The sequence below is a fragment of the Streptomyces laurentii genome, from assembly GCF_040635425.1.
Taxonomy (GTDB): Bacteria; Actinomycetota; Actinomycetes; order Streptomycetales; family Streptomycetaceae; genus Streptomyces; species Streptomyces laurentii.
In genome coordinates this window covers 153,314-177,027 of the sequence record NZ_JBEYHT010000008.1, presented here as the reverse complement: position 1 = coordinate 177,027, position 23,714 = coordinate 153,314, and the positions used below count along the sequence as shown (strand labels likewise).

At 72.7% G+C, this 23,714-nt stretch carries 22 protein-coding genes and 1 pseudogene; 15 read left to right on the top strand and 8 right to left on the bottom strand.

All coding sequences use genetic code 11. The features are described 5' to 3' along the window. Positions 1-102: 102 nt before the first annotated feature. Complete coding sequence (locus ABZ693_RS08220; RefSeq protein ID WP_359874694.1) at positions 103-534, top strand: VOC family protein; 432 nt, start codon at positions 103-105, stop codon at positions 532-534. A 65-nt stretch (positions 535-599) separates the two neighbouring features. On the opposite strand, the gene ABZ693_RS08215 is transcribed toward ABZ693_RS08220, so the two are convergent. Both ABZ693_RS08215 and ABZ693_RS08210 read right to left on the bottom strand, forming a co-directional pair. Beyond that, positions 600-1,145, bottom strand: coding sequence for a GNAT family N-acetyltransferase (locus ABZ693_RS08215; protein ID WP_359874692.1), 546 nt, complete (start codon positions 1,143-1,145; stop codon positions 600-602). 53 nt (positions 1,146-1,198) lie between these two features. Next, complete coding sequence (locus ABZ693_RS08210; protein WP_359874690.1) at positions 1,199-1,666, bottom strand: MarR family winged helix-turn-helix transcriptional regulator; 468 nt, start codon at positions 1,664-1,666, stop codon at positions 1,199-1,201. A 100-nt stretch (positions 1,667-1,766) separates the two neighbouring features. Here ABZ693_RS08210 and ABZ693_RS08205 point away from each other — a divergent pair, with 100 nt between their 5' ends. Both ABZ693_RS08205 and ABZ693_RS08200 read left to right on the top strand, forming a co-directional pair. Further along, positions 1,767-2,243 (top strand): SgcJ/EcaC family oxidoreductase, encoded by a 477-nt coding sequence (locus ABZ693_RS08205; RefSeq protein WP_359874688.1) that lies wholly within the window; start codon positions 1,767-1,769, stop codon positions 2,241-2,243. 46 nt (positions 2,244-2,289) lie between these two features. Next, entirely contained in the window at positions 2,290-2,478 is a 189-nt protein-coding gene (locus ABZ693_RS08200) for a hypothetical protein (RefSeq protein WP_359874686.1), read from the top strand. Positions 2,479-2,563: 85 nt separating this feature from the next. Here the strand turns inward: ABZ693_RS08200 and ABZ693_RS08195 are convergent, their stop codons facing one another. Beyond that, complete coding sequence (locus ABZ693_RS08195; protein WP_359874684.1) at positions 2,564-3,925, bottom strand: glutamine synthetase family protein; 1,362 nt, start codon at positions 3,923-3,925, stop codon at positions 2,564-2,566. Between the two features lie 284 nt (positions 3,926-4,209). Between ABZ693_RS08195 and ABZ693_RS08190 the strand changes: the two genes are divergently transcribed. From ABZ693_RS08190 to ABZ693_RS08165, 6 genes are all read left to right on the top strand, one after another. After that, on the top strand, positions 4,210-4,722 hold the full coding sequence (locus ABZ693_RS08190) for a hypothetical protein (RefSeq protein ID WP_359874682.1): 513 nt from the start codon (positions 4,210-4,212) through the stop codon (positions 4,720-4,722). A 95-nt stretch (positions 4,723-4,817) separates the two neighbouring features. Beyond that, complete coding sequence (locus tag ABZ693_RS08185; protein WP_359874679.1) at positions 4,818-5,495, top strand: thioredoxin-like domain-containing protein; 678 nt, start codon at positions 4,818-4,820, stop codon at positions 5,493-5,495. A gap of 2 nt (positions 5,496-5,497) precedes the next feature. Further along, positions 5,498-6,127 carry a DUF305 domain-containing protein gene (locus ABZ693_RS08180; RefSeq protein WP_435842369.1) on the top strand — a complete coding sequence of 210 codons (630 nt, stop codon included), beginning with the start codon at positions 5,498-5,500 and terminating at the stop codon, positions 6,125-6,127. A gap of 287 nt (positions 6,128-6,414) precedes the next feature. Further along, complete coding sequence (locus ABZ693_RS08175) at positions 6,415-6,837, top strand: CBS domain-containing protein (protein ID WP_359874675.1); 423 nt, start codon at positions 6,415-6,417, stop codon at positions 6,835-6,837. Between the two features lie 180 nt (positions 6,838-7,017). Continuing rightward, on the top strand, positions 7,018-7,473 hold the full coding sequence (locus tag ABZ693_RS08170) for a hypothetical protein (RefSeq protein WP_359874673.1): 456 nt from the start codon (positions 7,018-7,020) through the stop codon (positions 7,471-7,473). A gap of 64 nt (positions 7,474-7,537) precedes the next feature. Next, a complete protein-coding gene (locus ABZ693_RS08165) occupies positions 7,538-9,142 on the top strand; it encodes a multicopper oxidase family protein (protein ID WP_359874671.1) in 1,605 nt (534 codons plus the stop codon). Positions 9,143-9,320: 178 nt separating this feature from the next. Here the strand turns inward: ABZ693_RS08165 and ABZ693_RS08160 are convergent, their stop codons facing one another. Then, complete coding sequence (locus tag ABZ693_RS08160) at positions 9,321-9,578, bottom strand: hypothetical protein (RefSeq protein WP_359874669.1); 258 nt, start codon at positions 9,576-9,578, stop codon at positions 9,321-9,323. Positions 9,579-9,763: 185 nt separating this feature from the next. On the opposite strand from ABZ693_RS08160, the gene ABZ693_RS08155 reads away from it, so the two are divergent. The 3 genes and pseudogenes from ABZ693_RS08155 (at position 9,764) to ABZ693_RS08145 (ending at position 13,099) form a co-directional block, all read left to right on the top strand. Continuing rightward, entirely contained in the window at positions 9,764-11,536 is a 1,773-nt protein-coding gene (locus ABZ693_RS08155; protein WP_359874667.1) for an NAD+ synthase, read from the top strand. A 64-nt stretch (positions 11,537-11,600) separates the two neighbouring features. After that, positions 11,601-11,834 (top strand): annotated as a pseudogene (locus ABZ693_RS08150) (cytidine/deoxycytidylate deaminase family protein); the annotation flags it as partial. Between the two features lie 278 nt (positions 11,835-12,112). Further along, positions 12,113-13,099 (top strand): aldo/keto reductase, encoded by a 987-nt coding sequence (locus ABZ693_RS08145; RefSeq protein WP_359874665.1) that lies wholly within the window; start codon positions 12,113-12,115, stop codon positions 13,097-13,099. A 28-nt stretch (positions 13,100-13,127) separates the two neighbouring features. Here the strand turns inward: ABZ693_RS08145 and ABZ693_RS08140 are convergent, their stop codons facing one another. From ABZ693_RS08140 to ABZ693_RS08130, 3 genes are all read right to left on the bottom strand, one after another. Further along, positions 13,128-14,171 carry an endonuclease/exonuclease/phosphatase family protein gene (locus tag ABZ693_RS08140; RefSeq protein ID WP_359874663.1) on the bottom strand — a complete coding sequence of 348 codons (1,044 nt, stop codon included), beginning with the start codon at positions 14,169-14,171 and terminating at the stop codon, positions 13,128-13,130. 261 nt (positions 14,172-14,432) lie between these two features. Then, positions 14,433-15,098 (bottom strand): TetR/AcrR family transcriptional regulator, encoded by a 666-nt coding sequence (locus ABZ693_RS08135; protein WP_435842368.1) that lies wholly within the window; start codon positions 15,096-15,098, stop codon positions 14,433-14,435. A gap of 137 nt (positions 15,099-15,235) precedes the next feature. Then, complete coding sequence (locus tag ABZ693_RS08130; protein ID WP_359874658.1) at positions 15,236-16,858, bottom strand: MFS transporter; 1,623 nt, start codon at positions 16,856-16,858, stop codon at positions 15,236-15,238. 238 nt (positions 16,859-17,096) lie between these two features. On the opposite strand from ABZ693_RS08130, the gene panB reads away from it, so the two are divergent. The 3 genes from panB to ABZ693_RS08115 all read left to right on the top strand — a co-directional run bounded on the left by panB (position 17,097) and on the right by ABZ693_RS08115 (position 20,127). Beyond that, on the top strand, positions 17,097-17,960 hold the full coding sequence (gene panB, locus ABZ693_RS08125; RefSeq protein WP_359874656.1) for a 3-methyl-2-oxobutanoate hydroxymethyltransferase: 864 nt from the start codon (positions 17,097-17,099) through the stop codon (positions 17,958-17,960). Between the two features lie 245 nt (positions 17,961-18,205). Beyond that, positions 18,206-19,216 carry an ATP-binding cassette domain-containing protein gene (locus ABZ693_RS08120; protein ID WP_359874654.1) on the top strand — a complete coding sequence of 337 codons (1,011 nt, stop codon included), beginning with the start codon at positions 18,206-18,208 and terminating at the stop codon, positions 19,214-19,216. Next, entirely contained in the window at positions 19,213-20,127 is a 915-nt protein-coding gene (locus ABZ693_RS08115; protein ID WP_359874652.1) for an ABC transporter permease, read from the top strand. Before ABZ693_RS08120 ends, ABZ693_RS08115 begins: the two co-directional genes overlap by 4 nt. 55 nt (positions 20,128-20,182) lie before the next feature. On the opposite strand, the gene ABZ693_RS08110 is transcribed toward ABZ693_RS08115, so the two are convergent. Further along, entirely contained in the window at positions 20,183-23,593 is a 3,411-nt protein-coding gene (locus tag ABZ693_RS08110) for an AfsR/SARP family transcriptional regulator (RefSeq protein ID WP_435842366.1), read from the bottom strand. Positions 23,594-23,714: the final 121 nt, after the last annotated feature.

Sequence of the window (23,714 nt, the reverse complement as noted above, 5' to 3'; positions counted from 1 at the left end):
GTACGCGAGGGGGCCTGGCGCCGCGAAAGGTCTTCCGGGTGCGTCGGGGCGGCCGGTGCGCGAGGGTGGCAGGGAACCCGTACGCGACGAGGGGATGTGGCCGTGCACTGGACCCTGGAAGTCGTCCCGGTGCCCGTCGCCGACCTGGACCGGGCCAAGGAGTTCTACGAGACGAAGCTCGGCTTCGCGGTCGACCTGGACCAGGAGGTCGCCCCGGGCGTCCGGATCGTCCAGACCACCCCGCCGGGCTCGCGCTGCTCGCTCGCCCTGATCCAGGGCATGCCCCCGTTCCCGGGCACCCGCGAGATGCCCCCGGGCTCGCTGCAGGGCCTCCAGCTGTGCGTCACCGACATCGAGGCGGCGCGCGAGAAGCTGCTGGCGGCCGGGGTGGCGGTGTCGCCGGTGATGCACGTGGGCGCGGAGGGCTGGGCGCCGGGCCGGGGCGGAGTCTGGAACGCGTTCCTGACCTTCACGGACCCGGACGGCAACGGGTGGGCGGTGCAGGAGGCGCCGTCGGAGCTGACGGAACGCTGAGGGCCGGTCCGGCGGGGCGCGTCACGGCCGGGGCCGGGGCGGAGGTCGGGCCGGAACGGGAGCGGTCACCCGCGGTCGGTGAACACCACCCGGTAGTCGCGGACCCGCTCGTCCTCGCCCTCGTACGCCATGCCCGCGGCCTCCATCACGCGCTGGGAGGCCACGTTGTCGAGGTCGGCGTCGCCGCGGACGGCCGTGGCGCCCGCCTCGCGGGCGCGGGCGATCAGGGCGCGCAGCGACTCGGAGGCGTACCCCCGGCCGCGGACGGCGGGGACCAGGCCGTAGCCGATGGTGACCACGCCGTCGGCGTCCGGCGGGCCGTGGAAGCCGATGCCGCCGACGGCGAGGCCGTCGGCCGGCTGCCGGATCTCGTACGCGCGCCAGACCCCGGGGTCGCCCCGTTCGGCGACCCCGCGCAGGAAGTTGCCGGTGCCCGCGATGTCGCCGGGGGCCGGATATCCCTCGGCCCAGCGGTCGCCGGGCGCGGGGGCGCTCTCGGTGACGCGGCGGGCCTCGGCGGCGGTGAGCGGGTGCAGCAGCAGCCGGGCGGTCACGAGGGGCGGTACGGCGTCCGCGTCGTTCGGGTGGCCGGTGTCATGGGTGTCTGTCACGCGGGGAAGTGTCAGCGCCTCCGGGCGTACGGCGCAACGGATTTAACCGCTGGTCAGGCCGACTTCCCCGGGCCGTCCTGGAGTTCCTCGGCGGACTCGCGGTAGGCCTCGGCGGCGCGGGTGAAGTAGTCGAAGAGGACGGTGAGTTGCTCGGGCGTGTAGCCGCCGAGGAGGGCGGCGATCCGGCGCCGGGCGGGGTCGAGCGTCCGGTCGAGCCCGCCGGGCCGGCCGACGGGCTCGACGATGACCTTGCGCCGGTCGGCGGGATCGGCGGCGCGGCGGACGTAGCCGGCCTTCTCCAGCCGGTCGACGAGCCGGGTGGTGGGACCGGTGGTCAGCCCGGTGCGGGCGCCGAGTTCGCCGGGGGTCAACGGACCGGTCAGATCGAGGATGTTGAGCGCGTAGAGGTCGGTGGCGCCGAGGTCGACGGCCCGGGCGCCGGCGTGGCCGTGCAGCATCACGGCGCTGAGGTAGCGCCGGTAGATCTCGCTCGCGTCGGTCGGCATCGAAGGCGTTGACACGGGATACCCCCCACTCTAACCCCTTCCTCAAGGAAGAGACTTCCTGGAAGAAGTGACTTCCTTCGAGAAGATACCACCGGTCACCGAAGGGAGCACCACCATGTCCGCCGCGTCCACCACCCCCGCCCGGGAGAACGACACCGCCGCGATCCGTGCCCTGCTGGAGTCCAGCGCCGCCGCCTGGGCCCGGGGCGACGGGGCCGCGTGCGGCGCCCACTTCACCGAGGACGCCACCGACGTCACCTTCACCGGCACCGTCTACCACGGCCCCGCCGAGATCGGCGGCGCCCACCAGGCCCTCTTCGAGAGCTTCCTGAAGGGCACGCACCTCACCGTCGACCTCCTCGACCTGCGCTTCCCCGGCCCGGACACCGCGATCGCGGTCACCCGGGGCGAGGTCCACAAGGGCGCCCGCCCGCGCCGGCTCGGCAAGCTTGCCACGTACACCCTGATCCGTACGGCCGGCGGCGACTGGCGCATCGCCGCCGTCCAGAAGACCAAGCACCGCCCCCTGACGGAGGCCTTGACCTTCCACGCCCGGCCGAAGACCCGCCCGGCGCCCCGGCCCGCCGCGTAGACGTCTACGCTGCTCGAAGAGCACACCGGGGAGAGGGGGCCGCGCAGTGGAAGCCATCGGTTTCGAACTGGTACGGCGAGGCTACGACCGTCACGAGGTCGACGCGTACATCAGCACCCTGTTCGCCACCAAGTCCCCTGTTCCTCCGCCGCAGTTCCGGATCGCGTGGCGGGGCTACGACCGGGAGCGGGTCGACACGTCCCTCGCGGATCTCCGCCGCCGCTACGGGGCCTGACGGCCCCAGGACGGCCCGGGCACGGGAGACGGCTCAGGGCCGGCGGTTCACGACCGCCGGCCCTGTGCGCTCACTCGCCCCGGGCTTACAGCACCGGCAGGTTCTTGCGGCGTTCGAAGGCGGTGACCTCGGAGCGGTACTCCTCCCACTCCTGCTTCTTGTTGCGCAGGAAGAAGTCGAAGACGTGTTCGCCGAGCGTCTCCGCGACCAGTTCGCTGCGCTCCATCAGCGCGATCGACTCGCCCAGGTTCTGCGGCAGCGGCTCGATGCCCATCGCGCGGCGCTCGGCGTCGCTCAGCGCCCAGACGTCGTCGTCGGCGCCCGCCGGGAGTTCGTAGCCCTCCTCGATGCCCTTCAGACCGGCGGCGAGCAGGACCGCGTACGTCAGGTACGGGTTGGCGCCGGAGTCGATGGAGCGGACCTCGACCCGGGAGGAGCCCGTCTTGCCCGGCTTGTACATGGGCACGCGGATCAGCGCGGAGCGGTTGTTGTGGCCCCAGCAGATGTACGCCGGGGCCTCGCCGCCCGAGCCGGCGGTGCGGCCGGAGCCGCCCCAGATGCGCTTGTACGAGTTGACCCACTGGTTGGTGACCGCCGCCGTCTCCGCCGCGTGCCGCAGCAGGCCCGCGATGAAGGAACGCCCCACCTTGGACAGCTGGTACTCGGCGCCCGACTCGTAGAACGCGTTGCGGTCGCCCTCGAAGAGGGAGAGGTGGGTGTGCATGCCCGAGCCCGGGAACTCGGAGAACGGCTTCGGCATGAAGGTGGCCTGCACGCCCTGTTCCAGCGCGACCTGCTTCATGATCAGCCGGAAGGTCATGATGTTGTCGGCCGTGGACAGCGCGTCCGCGTAGCGCAGGTCGATCTCCTGCTGGCCCGGCGCGCCCTCGTGGTGGCTGAACTCCACCGAGATGCCCATCGACTCCAGCATGGTGATCGCCTGCCGGCGGAAGTCCATGCCGACGTTCTGCGGGGTGTGGTCGAAGTAGCCGGAGTTGTCGGCCGGGGTCGGCCGGGAGCCGTCCAGCGGCTTGTCCTTCAGCAGGAAGAACTCGATCTCGGGGTGGGTGTAGAAGGTGAAGCCCAGGTCCGAGGTCTTGGCGAGGGCCCGCTTGAGGACGTAGCGCGGGTCCGCGAAGGACGGCGAGCCGTCCGGCATGAGGATGTCGCAGAACATCCGCGCGGTGCCCGGGGCCTCCGCGCGCCACGGCAGGATCTGGAACGTGCCGGGGTCCGGCTTGGCGATCATGTCGGACTCGTAGACCCGGGCGAAGCCCTCGATCGCCGAGCCGTCGAAGCCGATGCCCTCGTCGAAGGCCTGCTCCAGCTCGGCGGGTGCCACGGCGACCGACTTCAGGAAGCCCAGTACGTCCGTGAACCACAGCCGCACGAAACGGATGTCACGCTCCTCGAGCGTACGGAGCACAAACTCCTGCTGCTTGTCCATTCTCACACCCATCCTCGCTGGTCAGGCCACCTGCTCCCACCGCCTCGGACGCATCGGGGGGCACATGGACAATCCCACCACATGGTTTCGGGCGATCGCACCCTCGTGTTGCGCGCTCATGTCGGCTCGATGCCGCACCCCCATAGTGCCCGCTCCGGTGTGACGCGCGTAACGCGGGACGGGTCCGGGACCGGTCCGGTACGGGCCGCCGGCCGGGCTTCCCGGTCAGCCGTTGCTCACCCGTTCGGCCCACAGAGGCCCTTCTGCCACTACGATCGGCGCCCATGGGAGCCTTCCGGCTCGACGGCCCGCCCCGACACGCGCGTCCCCTGGCACTGGCGAGTGCCGTGGTGACGCTCCTCGGCGCGCTCGCGCTCTGCCTGGGGCTGCTCGGCGCCCCGGCCGCCGCCCGGGACCATCACGGGGCCCCGCACGACCGCTGGACGGCTGCCGCGCAGGCGGCCGTACGCGCGGAGATGGCGGCTGCCCCGGGCACGCCGGGGGCACTCGGTGCGCCGGGCGCACCGGGCGCGTTCGGGACACCGGGGCCGCTGGGCCGGACCGTACCGGCCTTCCGGGGCGAGCCGCGGTACAGCTGCCCGTACGAACCCGGCGGCTGCTCGCTCTTCCCCGCCCTCTCCCCCGTCGTGCTCGGCGCGCCGCCGCACGACGCGCCCCCGCACCTCGCGGGCCGGCTCCCCCAGCTCACCGCGCCGCACCTGACCGGCCGGGTGTCCCGGTCCGGCGCCCAGCCCCGTGCGCCGGACCTCCACGTCCTTCAAGTACTGCGGACGTAAGCCGCCGGGCGTGCGAAGGGCCGAGGGCCCCCGCACGCATCCGTTCGCCGTGTCTTTTTCCCGCTTCCGAAACTTTCCGAAGGACGACATTCACCATGGCCGCGAACCGCTCCACCAACGCCGACCGCCGCGCCCGAATAGAGGAGATGCGCCGCGCCGAGCAGGCCCGCGAGCGCCGCAACCGCATCCTGACGATCGGCGTGTCCGCCGTCGTCGTGCTCAGCCTCGTCGGCTTCGGCGGCTGGGCGATCAACAAGCAGAGCGAGAAGAAGGACCAGGAGGCGGCCGCCGCCAAGGCCCCCATCGAGGGCGAGAAGGACTGGGACGCCAAGGACCTGGGCCGCAACCACGTCGAGACCCCCGTCACGTACAAGATGAACCCGCCGGTCGGCGGCGACCACCACCCGATCTGGCAGAACTGCAACGGCGACGTCTACGACAAGCCGCTGGCCAAGAACCACGCCGTGCACTCCCTGGAGCACGGCGCCGTGTGGGTGACGTACAACAAGAAGGCCGACAAGGGCGACCTCGACAAGCTGAGCGCGAAGGTCAAGAAGACCCCGTACTCGCTGATGAGCCCGGTCGACGACCAGTCCGGCGCGATCATGCTGAGCGCCTGGGGCAAGCAGGTGACCGTGGACGGCGCGAGCGACCCGCGCGTCGACGCCTTCTTCACCAAGTACGTCAACGGCCCGCAGACGCCCGAGCCGGGCGCCGCCTGCACCGGTGGTGTCGACGCGAGCGGCCAGGGCGGCAAGGCGATGGGCCAGTGAAACTGAACCGGACACAGTGGGCGTCCGTCACCGCCGTGGTCCTCGCGCTGCTGTTCGCCGGCGGCGCGGTCACCTTCGCCTCCGCCGACCGCTCCCCCAGGACCCACACGCCGACGACGGAGTCGGCGGACGCGGGCTTCGCCCGTGACATGTCGGTCCATCACCAGCAGGCCGTCGAGATGTCGTTCATCGTCCGCGACCGGACGACGGACGAGGACGTGCGCCGCCTCGCGTACGACATCGCCAACACCCAGGCCAACCAGCGCGGCATGATGCTGGGCTGGCTCGACCTGTGGCGGCTGCCGAAGGTGCAGGCCGACCAGGCGCCGATGGCCTGGATGGGCATGGGCGACATGAGCGCCGCCGACCCGGCCGCCGAGGACGGCGCGCTGATGCCCGGCATGGCCACCCGCACCCAACTGGACCAGCTGCGCAAGGCGTCCGGCCGCGAGGCCGAGGTGCTCTACCTGAAGCTGATGACCGAGCACCACAAGGGCGGCATCCACATGGCCCAGGGCTGCGTGGACAAGTGCGAGCCCGGCGTCGAGCGGGACCTCGCGCAGGGCATGGTCGACGGCCAGGCCGCCGAGATCAAGCTGATGGCGGACATGCTGAAGGCGCGCGGCGCGTAGCCTCGCCCGCCGTACGGCCCGTACACACCTCGGACGCACGTGTACGGGCCGCCTGACGACGGCCCCCGTGACCCCGCTTTCCGCCGGGGTCGCGGGGGCCGCGTCACGCGCGGACAATGAAAGAGCCCGGGGGCGTGTGTACGACGGCGGCGCACGGATCGTCGCCTTCGCCGGAGTCCGCTGGAGGCGATGGCCGGTCGGCCGCGCACGGCGTACCACGACGTTCTGCAACGACGTTCGACAACGTTTCGACGACGTACCACGTGCGACGAAAGGGGCGCGAGTCCATGACCACGGCGAAGGACATCATGCATCCGGGGGCCCAGTGGATCCCGGCTCACGAGACACTCGACCGCGCCGCCCAGCTGATGCGCGATCTCGACGTGGGCGCCCTGCCCATCGCCGACAGCAACGAACGGCTCTGCGGGATCGTCACCGACCGCGACATCGTGGTCCGCTGCGTGGCCGAGGGCCACGACCCCGCGAAGATCACCTGCGGCGAACTGGCCCAGGGCACCCCACGCTGGATCGAGACCGGCGCGGACGTGACCGAGGTGCTCGACGAGATGCAGGGGCACCGGATCAAGCGGCTGCCGGTCATCGACGAGCAGAAGAAGCTCGTCGGCATGATCAGCGAGGCCGATCTGGCGCAGCATCTGACGGACGAGCAGCTGGCGAAGTTCGTCGAGAGCGTCTACACGACCCACTGACGCCCTCGCTCCCTCCTCCTGTGGGCTCCGGGCCCCCGGCACGGCCGGGGCCCGGAGCCTCGTCGGCTCCGACGGATCGTCAGTGATCGTCACGAGGCCGATGACCGGCGTGTCCGAAAGAGTGCTCCCGCCGAAGGGGGCTCGCCGGGCGCAATACGGGGTGGGGGTATGCTGCCCGGTATGTCGGAGACGAGGCGGGCCCGGGGCGTGGAGCGGCTGTTGCTGCTCGCGGCGATGCTGCTCGGCCTGGTCACGATGCACACGATGGGGCACGGGCCGACGGGGCATGACGCCTCGGCGCTGCCGCGGCTGGCGGCGTCCGCCGCCCAGGGGACTCAGGGACAGCACGGGCACCACGGCCTGACGCAACGACAGACGGCCGAGGCGGACTCCGCCGCCCCCGCCCCGTCGCACCACTCGAACGCGCCCTCCCACGGCACCGGTGGCCCGCTGGCCGTCTGCCTCGCCGTGCTCGGCGGGCTTGTGGTGGTACTCGGCGGCGCGCTGCTGCTCTGGGCGCGCCGCCGCCGGGCCGGGCGGCTCGGGGCGGGCCCGGCGGGCGTGCGCTGGATCGCGTGGCCGCAGCCGCCGCCGGGGCTCGCGGTCCTCGACCGGGTGGCGGTCCTGCGCATTTAGGCGGAACGGGCTGGAGAAGCGTTCCCGTTTCCCTTCTCTCCTCGTACGAGAGGCGCGTTCCGCCATGTCTTCCACCCCGTTCACCCGCCGTTCCGTCCTCGGCGCCGGGCTCGCCGCCGCGGGCACCGGTCTGCTCGCCGCCTGTTCGAGCGACCCGGCCCCGTCCCCGGGCGCCGCGTACGTCTCCCCGCGGGGCCCCGAGGTCGCCGCCGCCGAGGCCAAGCGCACTCCGGGCAAGGGCGGCCCGGTCCGTACCGTCAAGCTCACCGCCACCCCCGCCACCGTGGACCTCGGCGCCGGCCGCACCGCCCGGACCTGGGCGTACGGGGACGTCCTGCCGGGCAAGGAGGTGCGGGTCACGGCGGGCGACACGCTGGCCCTCACCCTCGCCAACCACCTCCCCGACACGACCTCGCTGCACTGGCACGGCCTCGCCCTGCGCAACGACATGGACGGGGTGCCGAGCGTCACCCAGCCGGCGATCCGGCCGGGCGGGGAGTTCGCGTACCGCTTCACGGTCCCGCACCCCGGCACGTACTGGTTCCACCCGCACTCCGGCGTCCAGCAGGACCGGGGCCTGTACGCGCCGCTGATCGTCGAGGACCCGAAGGAGCCGCTCGGGTACGACAAGGAGTGGGTCGTCGTCCTCGACGACTGGGTCGACGGGATGGACGGCTCGACGCCGGAGGCCGTACTCGCCGAGCTGCGCAAGGGCATGGGCGGCATGGGCGGTGGCGAGGGACACGACATGGGGAGCATGCCGGGGATGGACCACGGCTCCATGTCGATGACCCGGTCCGGGGCGTCCAAGGCCTCGACTCCGCCCGCTCGGCCGACCGGCCCGTCCCGGATGATGATGGGCGCCACCAGCGAACTGCTCGGCGGCGACGCGGGCGATGTGAAGTATCCGTACTACCTGGTCAACGGCCGGGTCCCGGACGCCCCGAGCGAGTTCACGGCCAAGCCCGGCGACCGGGTGCGGATCCGCATCGTCAACGCGGGCGGCGACACCGCCTTCCGCGTCGCGCTCGGCGGCCACGAGATGACGGTGACCCACACCGACGGCTTCCCCGTCACCCACGCGACGACCGACGCGCTGCTGCTCGGCATGGGCGAGCGCTACGACGTCCTCGTCACCGTCAAGGACGGCGTCTTCCCGCTCACCGCGCTCGCCGAGGGCAAGCGGGCCACCGGCCTCGCCCTGCTCCGCACCGGCAAGGGCGACGCGCCGGCCCCCGGCATCCGCCCGAAGGAACTGGACGGCCGGGTGCTCACCGCCGAACGCCTGAAGCCCGCGCCGGGCACGGCCCTCGCGGCCCGCACCCCGGACCGGACGATCAAGATCCGGCTGACCGGCGGGATGATGAAGTACGACTGGGGCTTCGACGGCAAGCCGTACGACCCGGCCCGGCGCTACGACGTCGAGGCGGGCGAGCGGGTCCGGATCGAGTTCACCAACGGCACGACCATGTGGCACCCGCTCCACCTGCACGGCCACACGTTCGCGCTGGCCAACGGCGTCCGCAAGGACACCTCGATCATCCTGCCGGGCCGCAAGCTGACGATGGACTTCGACACTGACAACCCGGGCCTGTGGATGATCCACTGCCACAACGTGTACCACTCGGAGTCGGGCATGATGACGACGCTCGGCTACCGCGCGAAGTAGCGGGTCCGGAGTTCACGGACCCCGACGCCGGCGGCCGGTCACCGCGGCGCTCATCGCCGCGGCGCGACCGGCCACCGGCTCACGGCACTCCGGAATCACTGCCGGCGACCGGCGGATCGCGGCTCGCGCTTTCGCGTCATCGGCCGCATCCGGACCCCATCCCGCGGAAACGGCGAGTCTAGAGAAGCAGCGAGCCGATCCTGGCGACGAAATTGGCGAACGCCACCACGGCCACCACACCGCCCAGGGCCCTGGCCATCCCTGCCGAGGTGAGACCGAGTGTTCCGAACCACGAGGGGGACATAAATCGATGGAATTCGTCGGCAACACCCCTGACATTCAGGAGCACCACAGCCCCAAAAGTCCCGACAAGGAAGAAAACAATCAGGGAAATAATGCCGACATCGCCCGAGGACGCCATCTCCGAAGCAATCACGTGCGCAAGCATATGATCCCCCGGATATCCGAGAGGGCATGCCGCCCGGCCGGATCCGTCAAGGCGCAGGCCGGTCAGGCTTGATGGACGGGTCGTCGTGGCCGTCGGCACAGCCGTTCATCCGAGCCGGAGGGACGTAACGCGTCGGAAACCCATAACGTCGGGTTGACGATTAGACTGGGGGCGTGTCTCAGCGACGACAGCTACGACTCGCGCTTCAGCAGATCGACTCGACCGTCGGGGATCTCCACGGGAACGCGGAGGCCGTCCTCCGCTGGACCCGGCGGGCCGCCGAGGGCGGTGCGCATCTGGTCGCGTTTCCCGAGATGGCGCTGACCGGGTATCCGGTCGAGGATCTGGCGCTGCGGCCCTCGTTCGTCGAGGCGTCCCGGGACGCCCTGCGGGCGCTCGCCGGGCGGCTGAACGGCGAAGGGCTCGGGGAGCTTCCGGTGGTGGTCGGGTATCTCGACCGGTCCGAGCGGGACGAGCCGCGGCTCGGGCGGCCCGCCGGGTCGCCGCTGAACGCGGCGGCGGTGCTGCACCGGGGCGAGGTGGTGCTGCGGTTCGCCAAGCATCATCTGCCCAACTACGGCGTCTTCGACGAGTACCGCTACTTCGTGCGCGGCGACACCCTGCCCGTGATCCGCGTGCGCGGCGTCGACGTCGCCCTCGCGATCTGCGAGGACCTGTGGCAGGACGGCGGCCGGGTGCCGGCGGCGCGGGCCGCGCGCGCCGGGCTGCTCCTGTCGGTCAACGCCTCGCCGTACGAGCGGAACAAGGACGACACCCGCCTCGCGCTGGTCCGCACCCGGGCGCGGGAGGCCGGCTGTGCCACGGCGTACGTGGCGATGACCGGCGGCCAGGACGAGCTGGTCTTCGACGGCGACTCGATCGTCGTCGACGCGGAGGGCGAAGTCCTGGCGCGCGCCCCGCAGTTCACCGAGACCTCCCTCCTCATCGACCTCGACCTGCCGGCCACCGACCCCGCGGCGCCCGAGCCCGGGAGCGTCGTGGACGACGGGCTGCGGATCGAGCGGGCGGTGCTGCCGGCCGAGCCGTCGCCCGCGTACGCGCCGGCCGAGACCGGCGGGGTGGCCGAGCCGCTCGACGATCTCGCGGAGGTGTACGCGGCGCTGGTGACGGGACTGCGCGCGTACGTCACCAAGAACGGGTTCCGGTCCGTCCTCATCGGTCTGTCCGGCGGGATCGACTCGGCGCTGGTCGCCGCGATCGCCTGCGACGCCCTCGGAGCCGCGCAGGTGTACGGGGTGTCGATGCCGTCCGCGTACTCCTCGGGCCACTCCCGCGACGACGCCGCCGAGCTGGCCCACCGTACCGGGCTCCCCTTCCGTACCGTCTCGATCGAGCCGATGTTCGACGCGTACATGGGCGCGCTCGGCCTGACCGGGCTCGCCGAGGAGAACCTGCAGGCCCGGCTGCGCGGCACGCTGCTGATGGGGCTGTCCAACCAGGAGGGCCATCTCGTCCTCGCGCCCGGCAACAAGTCCGAGCTGGCGGTGGGGTATTCGACGCTGTACGGCGACGCGGTCGGCGCGTACGGGCCCATCAAGGACGTCTACAAATCCGACGTCTACCGCCTCGCCCGCTGGCGCAACGCCACGGCCGAGGCGCGCGGCGAGGCCCCGCCCATCCCGGAGCACACCCTCACCAAGCCCCCGAGCGCCGAACTCCGCCCCGGCCAGGTCGACACGGACTCGCTGCCCGACTACGACGTCCTCGACCGGGTCCTGGAGCTGTACGTCGACCGCGACCGGGGCCGCGACGAGATCGTCGCGGCGGGCTTCGACGAGGAACTGGTCACGCGCACGCTGCGGATGGTCGACACGGCCGAGTACAAGCGCCGCCAGTACCCGCCGGGCACCAAGATCTCCGCGAAGGGCTTCGGCAAGGACCGCCGGCTTCCGATCACCAACCAGTGGCGGGAGAGACGCGGTTGAGGGAGGACGGGGAGTGCGCCGTACGTCGGCACGCACCTGACCCTCCCCCCGTGAAGGCAGCCCCATGACCGCACCCATCCACCCCGTCGACCACGCACTCGTCGAGGCGGCCGCCCAGGTCGCGCGCACCCGTTGCCGGGGTGACCGGCACTCGATGGCGGCCGCCGGCCGGGACCGGGACGGCCGGATCGTCACCGCCGTGAACGCCTACCACTTCACGGGCGGCCCCTGCGCCGGACTCGTCCTCATCGGCGCGGCCGCCGCCGAGGGGGCGTACGACCTCGTCACGGTCGTCGCTGGGCGGACCACCGGCCCGACGAGGAGCAGGCGAGACGAGGAGGATTCTCCAACTCCCTGACGGGACAAGGGGATTCCGCACATGCCGACCGGGAAGCAATCGTCCGTCTTTCGCGTTGTCCACCACTCGGTGGCGGTGGTGTTCCCTGCCGACGGCCGCCGCCACGGCCGGATCCCGGGCGCCCGCCCCGCGGCCGGCCTCTCGCGTACGAGCCGAGCGACCAGCGACCCGCAACCGGCAACCGGCAACCAGCGACACCCCGGAAAGGCTGAACCCCCATGAAGTACCGCGTCATCGGGAACTCCCCCGCCACCCGCCGAGAGGTCAGCGTGCTGAGCCTCGGGGCCATGAACTTCGGCACCCTCGTCGACGAGGACACCGCCTTCGCGCTCCTCGACCGGTTCGCCGAGGTCGGCGGCACGTTCGTCGACACCTCCAACAACTACGCGTTCTGGGTCAACGGCACCCAGGGCGGCGAGAGCGAGGAGCTGGTCGGCCGCTGGCTGAGGAGCCGTAACGTCGGGGACGAGTTCACCGTCGCCACCAAGCTGGGCGCCCGCCCCAACCAGCCCGCCTCCGGCTTCAGCCGGGACGTGGAGGGCCTGTCCGCCAAGGTCATCCGGGAGTCCTCGGAGCGCAGTCGCGAGCGGCTCGGCGTCGAGCGGATCCACCTGCTGTACGCGCACATCATGGACGAGCACACCCCGCTGGAGGAGACCGTCCAGGGCTTCGCCGACGTGGTCGCGGACGGGGTCGCCGGTCTGCTCGGCGCCAGCAACCACTGGGCCTGGCGCGTCGAACGCGCCCGCGCCCTCGCCGCGGCGGCCGGCCTGCCCGGCTACGAGGTCCTCCAGCACCACCACAGCTATCTGCGCCAGCGCACCGACATCCCGAGCCTGCGTTCGCCCGACGGGAACCAGGGCCTGGTGAGCGGCGATCTGCTCAGCTATCTGCGGGCCACCCCGGAGCTGACGCAGGTCGCGTACTCACCGCTGATCGCGGGCGCGTACGTACGGGACGACAAGCCGCTCGGCCCCGGCTTCGCGCACGCGGGCACCGAGCCGCGTCTCGCGGCGGTCCGCGAGGTGGCTGCGGAGACCGGCGCCACCGTCAACCAGGTGGTGCTGTCCTGGCTGATGGGCGGGGACATCCCGGTCATCCCGCTCATCGGCGCCTCGTCGCTCGCCCAGCTGGAGGAGAACCTGGGGGCCGTCGACCTCGACCTCACGGCGGAGCAGCGGGCGAAGCTCGACGCGGTGAACTGACCGGCGAGGGCGGGCCGTTCCGTCCGCCCTAGAAACGCAGACGCGCGGCCACCGGAAGGTGGTCGCTGCGGGTCTCCGGGAGGGTCCACGAGGACAGCGGCTCGACGCCCCGGACCAGGATCTGGTCGATCCGGGCCATCGGGAACGAGGCCGGCCAGCTGAAGCCGAAGCCGTCGCCCGCCGCGCCCTGGGTGGACCGGAGCTGCGAGGTGACGGCGGTCAGGGCGCGGTCGTTCATGGTGCCGTTGAGGTCGCCGAGGAGCACGACGCGCGGGTTCGGGTCCCGGGAGATCGCCGCGCCCAGGGCGTCGGCGCTGGTGTCGCGCTGGGAGGCGGTGAAGCCGGCGTTCATCTTGACCCGTACGGAGGGCAGATGGGCGACGTAGACGGCGATGTCGCCGGACGGCGCGGCGACGGTGGCGCGCAGGGCGCGGGTCCAGCCGAGGCGGATGTCGACGGGCTTGGCGCCGCGCAGCGGGTGCTTGCTCCACAGGCCGACGGTGCCCTGGACGGAGTGGTACGGGTACGTGGCGGCCAGGCCCCGCTCGTACGCCGGCACCATGTCGCTCTTGAGCTCTTCCAGGGCCACCACGTCGACGCCGGATCCGGCGATCTGACGGGCCGTCTCGCCGGGGTCGGGGTTGTCGGCGTTGACGTTGTGGCTCACGACGGTGAGGTCGCCGCCGTCGGCGGACTTGTCGACGACGAGTCCGCCGAAGAGGTTGAGCCAGACCACGGCCGGCAGGATCAGCGCGATCAGCGCCGTCGCGGAGCGGCGCAGCAGGGCGAGGACCAGGATCACCGGGACGAACACGCCGAACCAGGGCAGGAAGGTCTCGATGAGACTGCCGAGGTTGCCGACGCGGTTCGGGATGTCGGAGTGAAGAGCCATCACCAGCGCGACCAGGACCGCGCAGACGGCCAGGATCACGCCCCGGCGCCAGATGCCGCGGTCGTGGCGCAGCCGCGCGAGGCGGCTACCCGGTCCGGGAGTATCGGCGGGCGGGAGGGCGGAGTCGTGGTGGTCCGGCGTGCCGCCGCTTTCGGTCCCCGTCATGTCCACGCGCGTCATCGCCGCCGTCCTCACTGCCTTGCTGTCCGACCCGGTCCCGACCCTAGGCGATTCCGCGCCGGTCGTACTCATCGAGGGACGAACGAACGCGCGTGGCGGGTTCCTGCAGGTGGTGCGGTGCGTACGCCTGTGACAGAACGCGCACATTCGTCCGGGGTGTCGCCCCGGCGCCGCCGCCGGCACCTTCGGCGCGCCGCCCGGTCGGACGACCGGACGGACCGCCGGCCGGACGACCGGGCGGACCGCCGGACAGACCGCGGGTCAGACGGCCGGACGGACGGCTGGACGGACACCCTCCAGAACGGTGTCGACGATCTGTTCGGCGAGGCCGGGCTCCAGCGGCGAGCCGGGCCGGATGACCGAGCGGAGCAGCAGGGGGCCGGTGACGAGGTCGTTGACGAGTTCGACGTCGAGGTCGGGGCGGATCTCGCCGTTCGCCATGCCGCGCCGGATGGCGTCGAGGGACATCCGGCGGCGCGGTTCGATGACGGTGCGCTGGTACGCGTCCCAGAGCTTCGGATACATCTGCATCTGCGAGAACACGTTGTGCAGCAGCGCGTTGGAGCGCTTGAACATGCCGCGTTGCCGCAGGCTCTCCAGGAGCGTGACGAGGTCGTCGCGGGCGGAGGTGCCGGGCAGGTCCGGTTCGGGGAGTTCCAGGGACCGGAGCAGGTCGATGAGCAGGGCTTCCTTGCCGGGCCAGCGGCGGTAGATGGTGGCCTTGCCGACCCCGGCGGTACGGGCGAGCTTCTCGATGGACAGGTCGGCGAGCGGGACGCCGTGCTCCAGCATCCCGACCGCCGCGTCGAAAATGGCCCGTTCCACGGCCTCGCTGCGCGGCCGGCCCCGGCGGCCGCCGCACGGGGCCGCGTCGCCGGGACACTCGGAGGGCGCGGGGACGGGGGCGGCCCCGGCGGCCGGGGTCATGGCCGCGGCCTCGCCCCGTACCGCCGTCCCGTCCGGTGCTGCCGCGAGCCGCGCCGTGACCGCCGCCGGGCCGGTCGTCCCCGCCCCCGTCGTCTCCTGCGACACGTCCGTTCCGCCTCCTCCGCCTGACCTGCCGTCTACCTCGGAACCGATTCTCCCGCTTCCGCGCGGGCGCCCGGGACGGCACCGGCCGGAACCGGCCCGGACGGGGTGCGGCCGGGCAGGAAGAGCGCGACGACGATCGCGCCCAGGACGGCGACACCGGCCGAGCCCATCGCCGTCACGTGCATGGCGTCGAGGAAGGCGTCGTACGCGGGCGTGACCAGGCCGCGGCCGGCCGGGCCGAGGTGCTGCGCGACGCCGAGCGTCGCCTCGATGGACTCGCCCGCCTTCTCGCGCAGGTCCGCCGGGAGCCCGGCGAGGTGGCTGTCGATCTCGCCGCGGTACGTGCTGGACAGGACGGAGCCGAGGACGGCCACCCCGAGCGCGCCGCCGACCTGGCGGAAGGTGTTGTTGATGGCGGAACCGGAGCCGGCCTTCTCGCGCGGCAGCGCCTGCATCACGGCGACGGTGACCGGCGGCATGATGTGCGCCATGCCGGCGCCCTGGAGGAAGAAGAAGATCTCCAGGACCCAGACCGGCGTGTCCGCGTCGAAGAAGGCGAACGCGGCCAGACCGACGGCGACGGCGAGCATGCCCGTCGTGCACACGGCCTTGGCGCCGAAGCGGTCGACGACGTGCCGGGCGCGCGGCGCGAAGATCATCTGGGCGATGGCGAGCGGCAGGATGAGCAGACCCGATTCCAGGGCGCTGTAGCCGCGCACGCTCTGCAGGTAGAACGCGGAGAAGAAGGTCACGCCCATGAGGGCGAAGAACACCAGCGCGATGGCGGCGACGGCGGCCGAGAAGGCGGGCTTGCGGAAGTACGAGACGTCGAGCGCGGGGTGCGCGGCGCGCTTCTCGTACAGCACGAAACCGGTGAGGACGGCGAGGCCCGCGAGCGCCGGGAGCAGCACGGTGACATCGGTGAAGCTGGCCAGCTCGCCGCCGCGGATGATGCCGTAGACCAGCAGGACGAGACCGAGGACGGACAGCAGTACGCCGGGCAGGTCGACGCGGCCGGGCTTCGGGTCCTTGGAGTCGGGCACCAGCCAGATCATCAGGACCAGGGCGAGGATCACCACGGGCACGTTGACCAGGAAGATCGAGCCCCACCAGAAGTGCTCCAGGAGGGCACCGCCGGTGATGGGGCCGATGGCGATGGCGAGGCCGACGCTGCCGGCCCAGATACCGATGGCCTTGGGCTGCTCCTCGCGCTCGAAGACGTTCATGAGGACGGCGAGGGTGGCGGGCATCACGAACGCGGCACCGAGGCCCATCAGGGCCCGGAAGGCGACCAGCTCGCCCGGGCTGCCGGACTGGGCGGCGAGCGCGGAGGCGATGCCGAAGACGGCTATGCCGAACAGCAGGACCTTCTTGCGGCCGAGCCGGTCGCCGAGCAGGCCGGAGGTGAAGAGCAGGCCCGCGAAGACGAGCGTGTACGAGTTGATGGCCCATTCCAGCTCGCTCTGCGTGGCACCGATGCCGGTGGGAGCGGGGCTGGCGATCGTCTTGACGGCGACGTTGAGGATCGAGTTGTCGAGAACGACGATCAGCAGGCTGAGCATGAGCACACCGAGAATCGCCCAGCGGCGGCGGTGCACGGCCTCCGGGACGCGGGGCGCTCCGGGAACGGCGGAGACAGAGGTCGGCTGAGACATGGCCCTCACCTTAGTACTATTTCGATACGAGACCGTCTCGTATCGAATTCTGCTGACGGAGTCTTTGCCCACCGGGCCGAAGCCGCCGGCGGACCGAAGCCGCCGGACCCGTGTGAACAGCGCCACTCCACTCCGCCCGGCCGCCCCGCTTCCCCGGCCGCCCCGCCGAGTGCCACCATGGATGTGGTCCGGGGACGCCACAGGGCGCCTCGAGATGACAACAGAGGAGCCGTTCACCATGACGCTTCAGGCTGCCCAGAAACCGCCCGCCGACAGCAGCAAGGCGCTGTACGGAGGGAAAGGCACCCGCCGTATCACCGTCCACGACATCGCCGCCGCCAAGACGCGGGGCGAGAAGTGGCCCATGCTCACCGCCTACGACGCGATGACCGCCTCCGTCTTCGACGAGGCCGGCATCCCGGTGATCCTCGTCGGCGACTCCATGGGCAACTGTCATCTCGGCTACGACACCACCGTGCCCGTCACGATGGACGAGATGACCTTCCTGTCCGCCGCCGTCGTCCGCGGCACCCGGCGTGCCCTGGTCGTCGCCGACCTGACCTTCGGCTCGTACCAGGAAGGGCCCGTCCAGGCCCTGCGCAACGCCACCCGGCTGATCAAGGAGGCGGGCGTCGGCGCGATCAAGCTGGAGGGCGGCGAGCGCTCGCTGCCGCAGACCGAGCTGCTGGTCCGGTCCGGCATCCCGGTCATGTCCCACCTCGGCCTGACCCCGCAGTCCGTCAACACCATGGGCTACCGGGTACAGGGCCGCGGCGACGAGTCCGCGCACCAGCTGCTGCGCGACGCCAAGGCCGCCCAGGACGCGGGCGCCTTCGCCGTCGTCCTGGAGCTGGTCCCGGCCGAGCTGGCCGCCGAGGTCACCCGCTCGCTGCACATCCCGACCATCGGCATCGGCGCGGGCGCCGGCACGGACGCGCAGGTCCTCGTGTGGACCGACATGGCCGGGCTGACCGGCGGCAAGGTGCCGCGCTTCACCAAGCAGTACGCCAACCTGCGCGAGACCCTCGGCGACGCCGCCCGGGCCTTCGCGGAGGACGTGTCCGGCGGGGCGTTCCCCGCCGAGGAGCACACCTTCCACTAGTCCTACTGGTTCCACCCGCCGCTTCGGCGGCACCCGAGCCACTCCCGGCACCACGACAGCCCGCCGACCGTCCCCCGTCGGCGGGCTGTCCGCGTCGGTACACACGGATGCGCGCGTCGCCTTGTCGGCGCTTGTCCGCGGCTGCCGGTGGCTGTCGGTGGCTGTCTGCGGTTGTCGGTGCCTGCCGGCAGGGGTGTCGGCCGGTTGTCGGCGGCCTGTCGGTGAGCCCCGGTTCCCTTGGGGACATGACGCGATCACACACCCACGCCATCGAGGTACGGGGCCTCGTGAAGCACTTCGGCGCGACGAAGGCCGTCGACGGGATCGACCTGGACGTCCGCGAGGGCACCGTCCTCGGGGTCCTCGGCCCCAACGGCGCCGGCAAGACGACCCTGGTCCGCTGCCTGTCCACGCTGATCGTCCCGGACGCCGGGACGGCCGTCGTCGCCGGGTACGACGTGGTGCGCCAGCCGCGCCAGCTGCGCCGCACCATCGGGCTGACCGGCCAGTACGCCTCGGTCGACGAGAAGCTGTCCGGCCGGGAGAACCTGTACATGATCGGGCGGCTGCTCGATCTCTCCCGCGCCGAGGCCCGCCGCCGCGCCGACGCGATGCTGGAGCGCTTCTCGCTCACCGAGGCCGCCAAGCGCCCGGCCATGACGTACTCCGGCGGCATGCGGCGCCGGCTGGACCTGGCCGCCTCGATGATCGGCCGGCCCGCCGTGCTCTACCTGGACGAGCCCACCACCGGCCTGGACCCGCGCACCCGCAACGAGGTCTGGGAGGAGGTGCAGCGCATGGTCGCCGACGGCGCGACCGTGCTGCTCACCACCCAGTACATGGAGGAGGCCGAGCAGCTGGCCTCCGAGCTGACCGTCATCGACCGCGGCCGGGTCGTCGCCAGCGGCGGGGTCGACGAGCTGAAGACCCGGGTCGCCGGCCGCACCCTGCGCATCCGTCCGGCCGACCCGGCCGACCTGCCCGCCATGGCGGCGGCGCTGCGCGAGACCGGGCTCGACGGCCCGGCCGGTGCCACCGTCGAGGACGGCACGGGCACGCTCGACGTACCAATCCTCACCGACGAGCAACTGACCGCCGTCGTGGGACTGTTCGGCGCCCGCGGCTTCGGCATCGCCGACATCGGCACCCAACTGCCCAGCCTCGACGAGGTGTTCCTCGCCATCACCGGCGAGAAGACGTCCGAGGCCGCCCCGTCCGTCCCGTCCGACACGATCACCGAGGAGATCGCCGCATGAGCGCCGGCACCCTGCCCCAGTCCCCCGCGGACGGCCGCGGCCCCGCGTCCGCCTCCACCTCCTCGCTCGCCAAGCGGCCCTCGTCCAGAGCCGGTTCCGACCCCGGTCCCGGCTCCGGCACCCGCGCCGACGACGGCCGGATCGGCCTGCGGGCCAACCTCCGCCACATCGGCGCCCTCGCCCGCCGCAACATGCTCCAGATCAAGCAGGACCCGGAGTCGATGTTCGACGCCGTCTTCATGCCGATCGTGTTCGTACTGCTCTTCGTGTACGTCTTCGGCGGCGCGATCGCCGGCAAGGGCAACAACGACGCGTACGTCAACTACGTCGTGCCCGGCCTGATGGCCATGATGGGCATGAACATCGCGATGGGCGTCGGCACCGGCATCAACGACGACTTCAAGAAGGGCGTCATGGACCGGTTCCGGACCATGCCCATCGCCCGCTCGTCCGTCCTCATCGCGAAGATCGTCGTCGAGATCGGCCGCATGCTGATCGCCACCGCGATCCTGCTCGGCATGGGCTTCCTGCTCGGGCTGCAGATCCACACCTCGGTCCTCGGACTGTTCGGCGCCATCGGCCTGTCGATGGTGTTCGGCGCCTCCCTGATGTGGATCTTCATCCTGCTCGGGCTGACGATGAAGACGGCGCAGGCCGTCCAGGGCATGGCGATGATCGTGCTGATGCCGCTCCAGTTCGGCTCGTCGATCTTCGCGCCGCCGACCACGATGCCCGGCTGGCTGCAGGCCTTCACCGACTACAACCCGCTGTCGGCCCTGGCCGACTCCTCCCGCGCCCTGATCAACGGCGGCCCGCTCGCCCACTCGGTGTGGATGACGCTGGGCTGGTCGGTCGCCATCACCGCGGTCATGGCCCCGCTCGCGGTCGCCAAGTTCCGTAAGAAGACCTGACCTGAACGGTCCAGGACGGGGGCACGACGACAGCGCGTACGCGGCCGGGGCCGGATCACTCCCGTATCGCGTCGACGGCTCGGGCGAGCAGAGCGGCGGCGTCCTCCAGGGTGAGGACGCCGCCTTCGGCGTGCGCGGCCTCGAACGCGGCGTCGTCGGCGAGCGCCGTCCGGGTGAGGGCGGTCGCCCGCTCCCGGTTCTCCCGTTCGACCGGGTGCGCCAGATGCTGGGGCGGCTGCAGCCGCTCGTACGCGCCGAGGAGCATCGCCGCGGCCCGGGCCCGCTCCCGCCCGCCGAGCCCGGCCAGCGCCCAGGCGGCGGTGAGGAGATGGGCCGCCGGCATCTCGGGGGCCACCGTCCGCGACAGGGCGCTCAGCGCGCTGTCGTACGCCTGCCGGGCCCGGACGAGACCGGCGGCGTAGTCGCCGTCGAGGTCGTCCACCCAGGCCAGGGTGCCGATGGTGAACCCTTCGAAGAGCGAGAAGGCCTCCGTGTTGAACTCCTCGAGGAGCTGCGTCAGATACCCCCGCGCCTCGCCGGTGCGGCCGGTACGGGCGAGCAGGATCGCCAGGAAGATCCGGGCGGCCAGCGTCGGCGGATGGCTGCGGCTGTACTCGCCCTCCACCACCTCGCGCAGGATGCGTTCGGCGTCCTCCCGGCGGCCGGTCTCGGCCAGCATGTCGGCGTAGCGGGCGCGCAGCAGCCCCATCTGGGACTGCGCCCCGATCCGCCGCGCGTACTCGATGGCGGCCTCGAAGTCCTCGGCGGCGCCCGCGAATTCGAGCCTCCGCTCGCGCGCCTCGCCCCGCGAGGACAGCGCTTCGGCCGCGCCCCAGGCGTCGTCGAGCCGGACGAAGATCTCCAGGGCCTCGTCGGCGTCGGCCGCCGCGCGGCCGGCCCACACGGCACGGTTGGCGAGCAGGTTGGCCCGCGTCTGGAGCGCGTTGGCGAGTTCCCATTCGTGGCCGAGGCGGCGGCAGGTGTCGACGTTGGCGTCGAGGGCCGCGTGCATATGGCCGGTCTCGCTGGTGAGGATCATGGCGAACACGGTGAGGGAGCCGGGCAGCCGGCAGATCTGCGGCAGGCCGGGCGGGTAGGCGCCGGTGATCAGCCGCAGCCGGGCGAGGCCGTCGGGGCTGACCCAGAACCCGGTCTCGTAGTCCATGTTGAGCAGTTCGATCAGCCGCACCCCGCGCCGGGCCTCCCACAGCTGGTCCTCGCCGAGCGGCGGCGGGGCGGCCGTGCACGGCTCGTACAGGGGGACGACGGGGGCGGCGGACGGCCCGAAGGGGTCGGGGCCGAGCGCGGCGACGGCCTCGGCCCAGTGCAGGGCGTCGGCGCGCAGGTCGCGCATGGTCCAGTACCAGAGCAGCGCGTGCACGAGGATCAGGCCCTCGTGCTCGTCGCGCAGCCGTACGGCGGTCCGCAGCGCGGTGCGCAGGTTGCCGTACTCGGCGGCGAACCGGGCCATCGCGGCGGCCTGCCGGCCGGTGCGCAGCTCGGGGTCGGTGCGGCGGGCGAACTCGCGGTAGTGGACGAGGTGACGGCGTTCGGCGGCCTCGCGCTCACCGGCCTCGTCGAGCCGTTCGGCCGCGTACTCGGCGACGGTCTCCAGGAGGCCGTAGCGCATGCCGGTGCCGTCCTCGGCGGCGACCACGAGCGACTTGTCGACGAGCGAGCCGAGCAGGTCGAGGACGTCGGAGGCAGCGACGGCACCGACGGCGCCGGGGCCGGCGCCTTCCCCCACGGCCGGGCCGGCGCACACGTCCTCGGCCGCCTCCAGGTCGCAGCCGCCGGTGAAGACCGCGAGGCGCCGCAGGACGGCGCGTTCGGGGGCGTCGAGGAGGTCCCAGGACCAGTCGACGACCGCGCGCAGGGTCTGCTGGCGCGGCAGGACCGTCCGGGCGCCGGAGGTCAGCAGCCGGAACCGGTCGTCGAGCCGGTCGGCGATCTGGCGCGGGGTGAGCAACCGCAGCCGGGCGGCGGCCAGTTCGATGGCGAGCGGCAGCCCGTCGAGGCGGCGGACGATCTCGTCCGCGGCGGCCTCGTCGTCGGTCACCCGGAAGCCGGGCCGCACGGCCGCGCCGCGCTCGCCGAAGAGCCGGACGGCGGTGTCGCGCGGCAGCGGCCCGACGGGGAGCGTCGACTCGCCGGGTACGCCGAGGGGTTCGCGGCTCGTCGCGAGCACTGTCACGCCCGGGCAGCGGGCGAGGACCCGCTCCACCAGTTCCGCGACCGCGCCCACCACGTGCTCGCAGTTGTCCAGGAGCAGCAACAGGCGGCGGCCCGCGCAGTGTTCGACGAGCCGGCCGGCCGCGTCCTCGGGGTGGCGGAGCTCCTCGGCACCGGCGCCGCGCAGCACGGTCTCGCGGGCGCCGAGCGCGTCGAGGACGGCTTCGGTGACGGCCTCCGGGTCGGTGACGGGGGCGAGTTCGACGAACCAGGCGCCGTCGGGCCACTGCCCGGCGGCCCGTTCGGCGGCCTCCTGGGAGAGGCGGGTCTTGCCGGCGCCGCCGGGTCCGAGGAGGGTGACGAGCCGGGTGCCGCCGAGGGCGTCGTGGAGGGCGGCGAGGTCGTCCTCGCGGCCGACGAAGCTGGTGAGGCGGGCGCGCAGATTGCCGCCGCCCCGGCCGCCGGGTCCGGGCCCGGCCGTGGTGGACCGTCCGGCGGCCCGCCCCTTCAGCAACGCGGCGTGCAGGCCGCGCAGTTCGGGCGACGGGTCGGCGCCGAGACGGTCCGCGAGCCCGCGCCGTACCGTCTCGTACACCGCCAGCGCCTCGGCCGGCCGCCCCGCCGCGGTCAGCGCGCGGATCCGCAGCGCCTGGAGCGGTTCGTCGAGCGGGTGCTCCGCGCCCAGCGCGTCCAGCTCCGGCAGGACGGCGTCGCCCTCGCCGAGCGCGAGCGCGGCGGCGAGCCTGGCCCGGCGGGCGCCGAGCCGGCGGGCCTCCCAGCGGGCGGCCTCGGCCGCGCGGTCGGGCAGGTCGGCGAGGGCCGGGCCGGTCCACAGCGCCAGGGCCTCGTCGAGGAGGGCGGCGGCGCGGCCGGGGCGGCCCGCGTCCAGTTCCCGTACGCCGTCGGCGGCGAGCCGGGTGAAGCGGTGGGCGTCGACGTCCTCGGGTGCGGCGGCCAGCCGGTAGCCGCCGTCGGCGGACACCACCCGCTCGTGGCCGAGGGCCCGGCGCAGCCTGCCGACCAGGGCCTGGAGCGCGGCGACGGCGTCGGCGGGCGGTTCGGCGCCCCACACCTCGTCGACGAGCACCCCGACCGGCACCGGCCGCCCGGCCCGCAGCGCGAGCACGGTGAGCAGCGCGCGCACCCGCGGGCCGCCGACGGCCACCGGCGCCCCGTCCCCGGCGGGCGGGGCGGACGCGTCGGCACCGGGCGCCGGGGCGCCCGACGGGGCCGTACGTCCCTGCGTTCCGTCTGACGTGTGGGCCCGGGTGGGGCCGAGGACCGAATAGCGCACGGGGCCATTCTCCGTGAGCGGCGGGTACGGAAAGGCCGTCCAGGGCAGGAACCCGCGGCACGACCCGGTACGTTTCCGGCACGTACGCGACGACCGACGCCCCACCGCACCCGGGAGACCC